The 9,806-nt window shown below is 69.5% G+C and carries 7 protein-coding genes; 2 read left to right on the forward strand and 5 right to left on the reverse strand.

Going from position 1 to position 9,806, the window contains the following annotated elements; genetic code table 11:
• Window positions 1-647: 647 nt before the first annotated feature.
• Complete coding sequence (locus Aau02nite_RS47265; protein ID WP_281420957.1) at window positions 648-773, reverse strand: hypothetical protein; 126 nt, start codon at window positions 771-773, stop codon at window positions 648-650.
• 972 nt (window positions 774-1,745) lie between these two features.
• Here Aau02nite_RS47265 and Aau02nite_RS46195 point away from each other — a divergent pair.
• A complete protein-coding gene (locus Aau02nite_RS46195; RefSeq protein WP_246594894.1) occupies window positions 1,746-2,771 on the forward strand; it encodes a hypothetical protein in 1,026 nt (341 codons plus the stop codon).
• Window positions 2,772-5,009: 2,238 nt separating this feature from the next.
• Here the strand turns inward: Aau02nite_RS46195 and Aau02nite_RS04485 are convergent.
• Both Aau02nite_RS04485 and Aau02nite_RS04490 read right to left on the reverse strand, forming a co-directional pair.
• Window positions 5,010-5,972 carry a D-alanine--D-alanine ligase family protein gene (locus Aau02nite_RS04485; protein ID WP_246594895.1) on the reverse strand — a complete coding sequence of 321 codons (963 nt, stop codon included), beginning with the start codon at window positions 5,970-5,972 and terminating at the stop codon, window positions 5,010-5,012.
• A gap of 8 nt (window positions 5,973-5,980) precedes the next feature.
• Entirely contained in the window at window positions 5,981-7,282 is a 1,302-nt protein-coding gene (locus Aau02nite_RS04490) for an aminotransferase-like domain-containing protein (protein ID WP_212987033.1), read from the reverse strand.
• Window positions 7,283-7,479: 197 nt separating this feature from the next.
• Between Aau02nite_RS04490 and Aau02nite_RS04495 the strand changes: the two genes are divergently transcribed.
• Complete coding sequence (locus Aau02nite_RS04495; protein WP_212987034.1) at window positions 7,480-8,145, forward strand: GNAT family N-acetyltransferase; 666 nt, start codon at window positions 7,480-7,482, stop codon at window positions 8,143-8,145.
• A 4-nt stretch (window positions 8,146-8,149) separates the two neighbouring features.
• Here the strand turns inward: Aau02nite_RS04495 and Aau02nite_RS04500 are convergent, their stop codons facing one another.
• Window positions 8,150-9,301 carry an N-acetylmuramoyl-L-alanine amidase gene (locus Aau02nite_RS04500; protein ID WP_212987035.1) on the reverse strand — a complete coding sequence of 384 codons (1,152 nt, stop codon included), beginning with the start codon at window positions 9,299-9,301 and terminating at the stop codon, window positions 8,150-8,152.
• Between the two features lie 134 nt (window positions 9,302-9,435).
• Window positions 9,436-9,759 (reverse strand): thioredoxin, encoded by a 324-nt coding sequence (trxA, locus tag Aau02nite_RS04505; RefSeq protein ID WP_212987036.1) that lies wholly within the window; start codon window positions 9,757-9,759, stop codon window positions 9,436-9,438.
• Window positions 9,760-9,806: the final 47 nt, after the last annotated feature.

Here is a 9,806-nt window from a genome sequence, read left to right on the forward strand (position 1 = left end):
GGAGCCGGGAGCCGGGAGCCGCGAGCCGCGAGCCGGGCCCGTTTCACGTGAAACGGGCACCCCTCTTAAGGGTGGAGCATCCCGAGCGAACCTCGATGTCCCACCACTTGCAGCATGCCGTCGATCCAAGGGCCGACAGAGTCCCCGCGACGTGACAGGCACGTCCGGGGAACCCTGGATCTGGGCAAGGCCCAAGCTGGATCGGGCGGATACAAACCGTCCGCCTGTTGTCGCGGTCATCAGAAGGCGGCCCTCTTCAACGGCGAGCCGAGGACGTAGACGCCACCCCTGCTCTAGCAATCTGGGCGCCTATTCACTGGCACTCAGGCCACTCGGACTGGTTGCTGCCTTCGGGCCTCGCGCCCGACTCCCCCGCCGACAGCTCTGGGAACTCGTGTGGCGGGCTGGCGCGAACGTCGACCGAGCTTGCCAGGCAGTGCATCACCACCAGGGTGAGCACAGAACCTCGCGACGTATTGATGGCTGGTACGGCGGTCATCAGCCCTTTCATGAGGATGAGAATTCGCCTGGCCAGGCCGACACCCGCAAGCCATTAGCAGCGGTGAAGGCTCCGCTGTCCGTGCCACTCCTGACCCATCTCGCGCCGCCCTCTGGCATAGCTGGACCCGACAGCCGATCCGGAGTCGTCAGCTCTTGAAGCTCACGCTGAACGCGGCGCTCCACAGGCGGATGGGAAGCAGGCGCAGCGATGCTCGCTGCTTCGCTTGAGCGGTGTTCGGCAACGGCTCCCGGATCACCTTGATCAGCCTCACGGCAACGCTGAGTCGGATACGGCCATCCGAGACCTGTCCGAGCCCTCAGACGGATCGGCCGGCTGGGTCATGTCCCCGACCGACCTTTCTGGCTCTGCCTGTTAGTCGGATGAACGCACTCACCGTGCAGCCTCCGCACGGCGCTATTGAGCAACACTGCCCCGGTCCGCGGAGCAACGCTCCGGTCGAGGCCGCTACTCGACCGAGCGGGATGATCCGCCGTCGAGTAGCCAGCGAGGGCGGGCGCCCGGTCGTTAGCGGAGTTAGCGACCCGCGGCCTCTAAAAGGCCCAAGCCTCAGACTCTTGGGGATCTGCGCGGAGAGCGCTGTGGAGAGTCGAAGCCTTGGTACTTGCGCGCACCTGGCGAGCCGCAGACTGACCGACTCCTCTTGTCAGCCCTTCGCCCGACGAGCTGATGAGCCGCACCGGTCGGGAGCGGTTAGGCCGGTGGCAACAAGTAGCTTCGAGGGTCACGGACGGTCCAATGCAGGCCGGTGCGGAGAATGTCGGACTGCTCTGTTTCACGTGAAACGAGGTCTCGGTGAGTGCCCGATCCTCAGCCGGATCCGTCCGTTCCGGAGCCGGTTCGAGCGATGCGGAGCCGTGGCGCCGAGCGGCGAACCGGACGCCGCACCGGCGACCTGGGATCGGTGAGCGGCAGTATCCACAACCTGTGCGCAGAACCTGTTGATGGCGGTCCGCGTGGCGGTTTCACGTGAAACAACTCCGATGGATGACAGCTTCTCCACTGCTGTATCCACAGGGGGTGAACGCGTTCTACGTCGTGTTTCACGTGAAACTGGTGGGCCTGTGGATAACTTCTGTGGATAACTATCGGCGTAGCACGGAGCCCACCGAAGGTGACGGGTGTCGACGTTTCGGGCACTGTCTGAACGGGTGAGGGAGCATCGGCGGGTTCGCCGGAAATTGACCCGGGACAGTGCCCGGTGAGCTGGGCTAGGGTCACCCTCGTGCCCCAGAACCCCCCGCCGCTGCCTGACTTCACGCGCTGGCCTTCCTTCCCCTTCGAAGGCGACATGCGGGTCAAACCCCTGGCCGAGCCAGTCGAGGTCGAGCCTCCGCGAAGTGGCGAGGACGCCGCCGATTGCGTCGCCTGCAACACCCCCGACGACGCGTACATCTGGGTCAGTGAGCGATGGCGCGTCCGCGGCATGGACCGACCCACCGGCCTGCCGATGGTCCTGATCTTGGAGTGTCGCTCACACCTCGACATCGGCGACCTGCCGAACCTCCTGGCCGCAGAACTCGGCGTGATGACGGTACGGCTCGAGCGAGCGATCCGATCCCTCGACGGCGTCGCCCGCGTCCACGTGAACCGCTGGGGTGACGGCTCGGCGCACCTGCACATGTGGTTCCTGGCGCGGCCCTACGGACGGCTGCAGCTCCGCGGTACGTTCCTGTCGCTGTGGGACGACATCCTGCCGGTCATCCCCGAGGAGCAGTGGCTCGAAAATCTGGCGCTCGTCGCCGAGTGGCTCGCCGGCTTCGGCGGTCGCGCCATCGCCGAACCTCCCCACATCCACTGGCAGTCGCCGTCCACGTTCAGCAACGAACCAACAATCACCCTGGACACGACCCCGGCTCCCGACGCATGGGACCCGACCAACTCCACGGACTCCCCGTCCGCCGGTTTCACGTGGAACACCGCGACGCCCGATCAGCCGGCCGCCGACGCCGCTGCGCCGGAGACGTCAGCAGCCACGGGCTCAAGCTCCGAGAAGTCGGCGTCCGAGAGCCCGCGACGGGATGGTCCGGCACTTGGCAGCCTCGGTTCCAACGAGGAGGGGTCAGTGGACTCACCGCCTGGCGGAATGCGACCCGCCTATCCAGCGCCTGTGGATTCCCGTTCCGGCGAACCCGGGTCTACAGGTTCTCCGGCCGAGGACTCGCAGATCGCGACCGCGCCATCCGACGAGGCACAGCAGGCGGCGGGGTCCACGTCTGACGGGTCACCGGCTCCGGCCTCCCGCACCTGACGGGGCAGAACTCAAAGCCTCGCCTCGCGGGCTTCGTCCCGGCGGGTCGCATTCTCCGGATAGCCCGGCGACGGAGTCACGGTTCGCGAACTCACGCCCGAGGAATCCCGGTCGGTCCTGTCACGGACCCCGGCCTGAACCACCCGGGCCGGCGACGTCCGCGTCCGCCGGGCCCCAACCCGTCGCTGAAAGAACACGGGGACGATGTCCAGCGAGGTCAGCGACTAAGGGCTCCGTACTGACGGATCCGAGTCACCGGGCTGCGGGCTGAGGGGTCCGGATTACCGGGCTGCGGGCTGAGGGGTTCCGACTACCCGGGCTGCGGGCTGAAGGCGGCGGGCGGCGGGCTTAGGGCTGCGGGCGGCGTGCTGAGGGGTTTGGGTTCCCAGGCTGCGGGTTGAGGGGGTTCGGGTCACTGGGTTCCGGGTCGAGGGGTCCGAGACACCAGCGTCCGGGCTGACAGGTCCGGGGTTCCCAGACTCCAGGGCAGAGGTCAGGCCACCGGGCTCTAGGGCGGGGAGGTTTCGGGTCCGGGTTAGCCGGCTTCGAGCTGAGAGGTCTGGACAACGGGTTCGGGTTACCGCGCCGCGCCGTAGAGGTGCCGTTCGAGTTGACGGGCTCCACGGCAGAGGTTCAGGTCACCGGTCCCACAGCAGAGAGGTCCGGGGCTAGTGGGCTTCGGGCTGAGAGGTCCGGCTGACGGGTCGAAGCTACGGGCCGCAGGGGTGGGGTCCGGGTCAGCGGGCTTCCGGAAGCCGAGCAGGGGGTAGAGCAGGGCCACGCCGGACGGGCCTGAATCCGCGGCCAACATGTCCGGGGATTGCGCTCTCCGGCGGCCTTCCACCGACGGTTCTCCGTCCGCCAACTTGACGTCTACCGATCTCGGACCTGGCGGGCCGGGATCGGCAACTCCGCGCCGGCGGTCTCAGCGTCCGCCGACGCAGCACTCGAAGTCTCATCGTCCGCGACGCCGTGCATGCAGTCTCGCCGTCCGCGACGCCGTGCCTGCAGTCTCTCCGTCGGCCAACTTGGCGTCCGCCGATCCCGGACCTGGCGGGCCGGGATCGGCAACTCCGCGCCGGCAGTCTCAGCGTCCGGCCGACGCTGCCCGCAGCCTCGCCGTCCGCGTTGCCGTGCCCGCAGCCTCGCCGTCCGCGACGCCGTGCCCGCAGCCTCATCGTCCCCGACGCAGCACCCCAGAGTCTCAGCGGCCAGAATCGCAACACCCGCAACCCATCGTCTGGCCACGCCGCACCCCACGCACCCGGCCGCAGCGATCGCGCAACGGTCAACGCCAGCACTCCCCAAGGCCTGTCGTCAGGCGCCACCAAATGACAACTCCTCAACAGCTGGCGGCATCAGCACCGCCTCACCGAATGCCGACCCAAGCGATGCACGAGAAGCGACGTAAGCCCACGACACGCGAGCCAACCGCAACTACTCCACGACACTCGACGCGTCACCAGCCGACGGCAGGATGGCCGCAGCCAGCCGAACCGCAACCGCCGCAGCGAAGGCCTCCGCGACCGATGCGTCAGGCCGACAACACCCCGCTCGACAACGCCCCTACCCGGTGGGGACGTTGCGGATTTGCGGCCGGCGCCTACTCCCCCCGAAGTGCGAATCCGTGGAGCGGGTCGTCGTCCAGGTTCCTGGCCGGCTACGGGGGCGTTCGTCTCTGGCCGGGCGATCCGAATCTGCACGGCTCGTCTACGCGACGGCGATGAGCGCCGGTCATCTGAATCGAGCTGTTCCTTCAACAGGGGCTGCACCTCGGCGCAACGGCGGGTCGGCGGACAGGGCTGCGCGGGTTGTCGCGGGGATGGTCCGTAGCGCTCGGGGGAATGCGATGCTCCGGTCGTGCTGGAGGGGATTGAGGCGACGTGACTGATCCGGACTGCGTCGGTTGGGCGGCCCGGTCGTTCGCCGTTTGTGTTCGCGAGGGTGGGGTTGAGCGTCGCGGTCGGGGCGGGGTCGTTTGCGGTTGTGGCGGGGAGTGCCCGTACCGGATGCGTCGCGTGCCCTCGGCCGTGGTCGGGGAGCTTGCGTTCGGTGGTCGGGCTTCTGAGCGGGGGCCTGGTGCGGCGGCGCGGCTCCATCCGCCGCGCCGAAGGCGCCCACCGAGGACAGGCATCGACGCCTCCCCCGAACGCAGTGCCGGCCCACCCACAGAAATCGGGGTGGCCACCCCGACACCTGGGACGACCACCCGATCCAAGAACGAACACCGAGCAAGGATCAGCCGGCGCCCCGCCCCACAGCCCGCCCCACCAAAGCCCCCAGCACCTTGCCGAAGTCCAACCCCTCAGCCTGCACCGCCAACGGCAACAGCGAAGTCTCCGTCATCCCCGGCGACACGTTCACCCCGAGCACATGCGGCCGCCCGGCCGAATCCACGATCAGATCCACCCGCGAAAGGTCCCGCAATCCCAACGCCTCATGCGCCGCCAACGCCGTCTCAGCCACCTCCGCAGCCACCGAAGCCGACAATCTCGCCGGCGCGTGCCAGGTCGTCAGCCCAGCCGTGTACCGCGCCGCGTAGTCGTAGACACCGTCGCGGGGGACGATCTCCACCGCCGGCAGGGCTTGCGGGCCGGACCCGAGGTCGACCACCGACACCGCGACGTCCGTGCCGGGTACGAACTTCTCCACCAGCGCCGTCGAGTCGTACGCGAAGCAGCCCACCATCGCCGCCGGCAGCGCGGTTGCCTCGCGCACCACCGCCGCTCCCAGGCCCGAGCCGCCCTGGGCCGGCTTCACCATCAGCGGCATGCCCAGCCTTTCCGCGATCCGGTCCAGCACCGCCACGGCACCCAGCTCCGAGAAGCGGTCGTGCGGCAGCGCCACCCAGTCCGGGGTCGGGATCCCCGCCTCGCGCAGCATCGACTTCGCGGTCGGCTTGTCCCAGGCGAGCCGGGCCGCGCGGGCGTCGCAACCCACGTACGGGATGCCGCACAGATCCAGCACCCCGCGCAGCGAGCCGTCCTCGCCCGTCGCCCCGTGCAGCGCGATCACCACGGCGTCCGGCGGGTCCTCGCGCAGCGACGGCAGCAGAGTCACGTCCGCGTCCCGCAGTTCCGCCGACAGGCCCGCCGCGCGGAGGGCGTCCAGCACGCGGCGGCCCGAGCGCAGGGACACGTCCCTCTCGTAGGACAGGCCGCCGGCCAGGACCAGGACGTGCGTTTCTGATGGCGTACCCATGGTGGTGATCATGCCAAGTCCGGGCCGGGAGTGTCCGCGCCGGCGTGCCCCCGCCGGCGCGGTGGGGTCGTCGGTCCGAAGACCGCGCGCATCGCCAGTTCCTGCTCCATCACGCCGGCCAGCCGGCGCACGCCCTCGCGGATGCGTTCCGGCGGCGGGAACGAGAAGTTGAGCCGCAGGTTGGTGCCGCCGGTGCCGTCCGCGTAGAAGCCGGTGCCGGGCACGTAGGCCACCCGCGCCGCGATCGCGCGCGGCATCATCGCCTTCGAGTCGAGGCCCTCCGGCAGCGTCGCCCAGACGAACAGGCCACCCTCCGGCCGGGTCCACGTCGTGCCGGCGGGCATCAGATCACGCAGCGCGTCGAGCAGGGCGTCGCGGCGCTCGCGGTAGACCTCGCGGTACGTCTTGATCTGCTCGCGCCACGGCATGGTCGACAGATACTGCGTCACGGCGCCCTGCGCGAACGCGCTCGGGCACAGGATGTTGGCCTCGCTGGCCATCACGAGCTTCTCCCGTACGGCATGGGGAGCGAGCACCCAGCCGACCCGCAGCCCGGGCGCGAACGTCTTGGAGAACGTGCTGACGTAGATGATGCCCTCGCGCCGGCGGGCCCGCAGCGGCCGCGGCGCCTCACCGGCAAAGCTGAGCATCCCGTACGGGTCGTCCTCGACCACCAGCAGTCCGTGCCGTCCGCAGATGTCGAGGATCTCGTCGCGGCGGGCGTCGGTCAGCGTGACCCCGGCCGGGTTCTGGTACGTCGGGATCGTGTACAGGAACTTCGCGCGTCCACCGGACTCGACGATGGCCTGTTCCAGCGCGGCCGGCACCAGGCCGTCAGCGTCCATGGCCACGTGCCGTACCTGTGCCTGGGCGGCCTGGAACACGCCGAGTGCGCCGACGTAGGTCGGCCCCTCGGCGAGCACCATGTCACCCGGGTCCAGGAACAGCCGTGCCACCAGGTCGAGACCCTGCTGGCCGCCGACCGTCACCACCACGTCGTCCGGCGACGCCCCGACGGACGCGTCGATGCCGGACAGGCTCATGACCTCACAGATGCGTTCGCGGAGCTCGATCGTGCCCTGGCCGATGCCGTACTGCAGGCTCGTCGTGCCGAGCTCGCTCGCGAGCCGGCCCATCATCTCCCCCACCGCGTCCAGCGGCAGCGCGGCGATGTACGGCGACCCACCGGCCAGCGAGACCACCTCCGGCCGGCTCGCCACGGCGAACAATGCGCGGATCTCGGAGGTCGTCATCCCCCGGACCCGCCGCGCGTACCGATCTGTGTAGTCGTCCTGAGTCGTGCCGGTCATGCGGCTCACCTCGATAAATCGCTGGTCACATCGGCGTCCATGCTAAAGGTCGGACGCATGGGCCTGCCTGCGGTTAACGACCGTTACGCTCCCGTTCAAGGCCATTGCGGCGTAGTATCCGTGCGGGGGCGCGGATGAGCACGTGAACAGGACCGTGCTTCGAGTCCGGAAAATTGTCGATTCTCGAGGGGTCCCGCATGTCGCGACGCCTGGTCAACCTGACTCTCGACACGCTCGAGGATCTGCCCCGGCCCTGCCGCCAGTGCGTCTACTGGGAGCTCGATCCGGTCTCCGCGGAGCGTGCCTGTGCCTCCGGCGATCCGGGACTCGAGAAAGAGGCCTGGGTGTCGCAGACTCTCCTCGAATGGGGGAGCTGCGGAAAACTGGCCTACGTCGACGGGATGCCCGCCGGCTACGTCATGTACGCCCCGCCGGCGTACGTGCCCCGGTCCATGGCCTTCCCCACCTCACCCGTCTCGGCGGACGCGGCGCTGCTGATGACCGCGCACGTGGTGGCGGCGTTCGCGGGCGGCGGCCTGGGCCGGATGCTCGTCCAGGGTGTCGCCCGTGACCTCACCAAGCGTGGGGTCAAGGCGATCGAGGCGTTCGGTGACGCGAAGTTCGGTGAGGCGGGCGACGGCGAGGAAGGCTGCGTCGCCCCGGTCGACTTCTTCCTGTCGGTCGGCTTCAAGACCGTCCGCCCGCACCCCCGCTATCCGCGACTGCGGCTGGAGCTGCGGACGGCCCTGTCGTGGAAGTCCGACGTCGAGTACGCGCTGGAGAAGCTGCTCGGCTCGATGAGCCCGGAGACGCTGCTGCGCCCGGTGCGGCCCGCGGCCGCCACGCGCTCCACCCCGAACTGACCCCTCAGGCGTTACGGGACGCCAGCGCCAGCCGCAGCTGCCGCACGTCGATCGAGCCCGTCGGCACGTCCGCCTCGACCGGGAAGTACATGCGCTGGACCGCGGCCAGGATGGCCTCGACGACCTGCTCGCGGAAGGCCGGGTCGATCACCCGTTCCCGGTCGGTCGGCGAGGTCAGGTAACCCAGGTCCACCCGGACGGCGGGCATCCGGGTCAGCCGGAGCAGCTCCCAGGTCTTGGCATGGATCCGGCAGTCGCGCATGCCGGTGCGCACGACGATCTCGCGCTGCACCAGGTTCGCCAGCCGCTCCCCCACCGTCGAGGTGAGGCCGTTGCCGGTGCCGTAGTGGTACGTCGCCACGCCGTCCGCGGCCGGACTCTCGTGGCCGTCCAGGTGCAGCGAGATGAACAGGTCGGCACCGAGGCTGTTGGCCAGGGCCGCCCGTTCCTGACCGGTCATCGGCTGCACCGGCGACGGGCCGCGGGTCAGGTGCACGCGCATGCCGGCCGCGAGCAGCCGGCCCTCGAGCCGGTTGGCGAAGTCGAACGCCAGGTCGGCCTCGGTCCACCGCAGCTGGCCGTCCGGCACGACCACGCCCAGGTCCTCGGCGCCGCCGTGGCCCGGGTCGATGACGATGGTCTTGCCGACCAGGCTGGAGCCGGACTGGCGGAAAGCCTCGGCCTCCCGCAGCCACTGCGGCCGGCCACCGACGACCTTGCGGCCGAGACGGCGCAGCGCCTTCAGGGTCTGCGGGCCGCAGGAGCCGTCCGGGGTCAGCCCGACCTCACGCTGGAACTGGGCCACGGCGCGGGCCGTGCGGGGGCCGTAGATCGCGTCGGCACGGCCGCTGTCGAAGCCCATCTCCAGCAGCCGCTCCTGCAGCGCCCGGACGTCCTCGCCGACCAGCGACGTGGGCACCGAGTGGTAGAGGGTGCGGGCGCCGAGCTTCCAGCGCGCGCCGTCGAGGGCCTGCCAGGTCTCCGGGCCGACCAGCCCGTCGACGCCGATGCCGCGGCTCTGCTGGAAGGCCCGTACGGCGTTCTCGGTGGCCTCGTCGAAGGTGTCGGCGACCGCCGGCAGCAACTCCAGGCCTACCAGGATCGACTGGATCTCCTCGACGGCCGGTCCGGTGTCTCCACGTCGGATCGAACGCACGCGCGGCTCCCTAACAACTGGGGGGAAGAGCAGAGGGCAACTTACGGAGCGTACCCCTGGGCAGGGGAGCGCGATGATTCACGGCAAAGCGCAACGCCCCGCATCCGGGCGGATGCGGGGCGTCATGAAACGACTCAGAGGGCCGACTCGATGAAGTTCACGAGGGCGCCCTTGGGCTTGGCGCCGGCGACGGAGTTGACCGCCTCGCCGCCCTTGAACATGGTCAGCGTCGGCACGGACATCACTCGGTAGGCGCGGGCGGTCTCCGGGTTCTCGTCGATGTTGACCTTGACGATCTGGACCCTGTCGCCCATCTCGTTGGCGATCTCCGCGAGCAGCGGGTCGACCTTCTTGCACGGTGCGCACCACTCAGCCCAGAAGTCGACCAGCACCGGCTTGTCGGACTGCAGCACGTCGGTCACGAACGTCGCGTCGGTGACCGCCTTGGTTGCTCCCACGGAAAACCCTCCTGAATTACAGCTCTACGAACGAGGCGATGAAGCGT

This window comes from Actinoplanes auranticolor, assembly GCF_018332655.1.
In the GTDB taxonomy this organism is placed as follows: domain Bacteria; phylum Actinomycetota; class Actinomycetes; order Mycobacteriales; family Micromonosporaceae; genus Actinoplanes; species Actinoplanes auranticolor.

Excerpts from the sequence above, each read along its gene's own strand:
- Aau02nite_RS04485 (WP_246594895.1), bottom strand. The coding sequence starts at position 5,972 with ATGGGTACGCCATCAGAAACGCACGTCCTGGTCCTGGCCGGCGGCCTG.
- Aau02nite_RS04490 (WP_212987033.1), bottom strand. The coding sequence starts at position 7,282 with ATGACCGGCACGACTCAGGACGACTACACAGATCGGTACGCGCGGCGG.
- Aau02nite_RS04495 (WP_212987034.1), top strand. The coding sequence starts at position 7,480 with ATGTCGCGACGCCTGGTCAACCTGACTCTCGACACGCTCGAGGATCTG.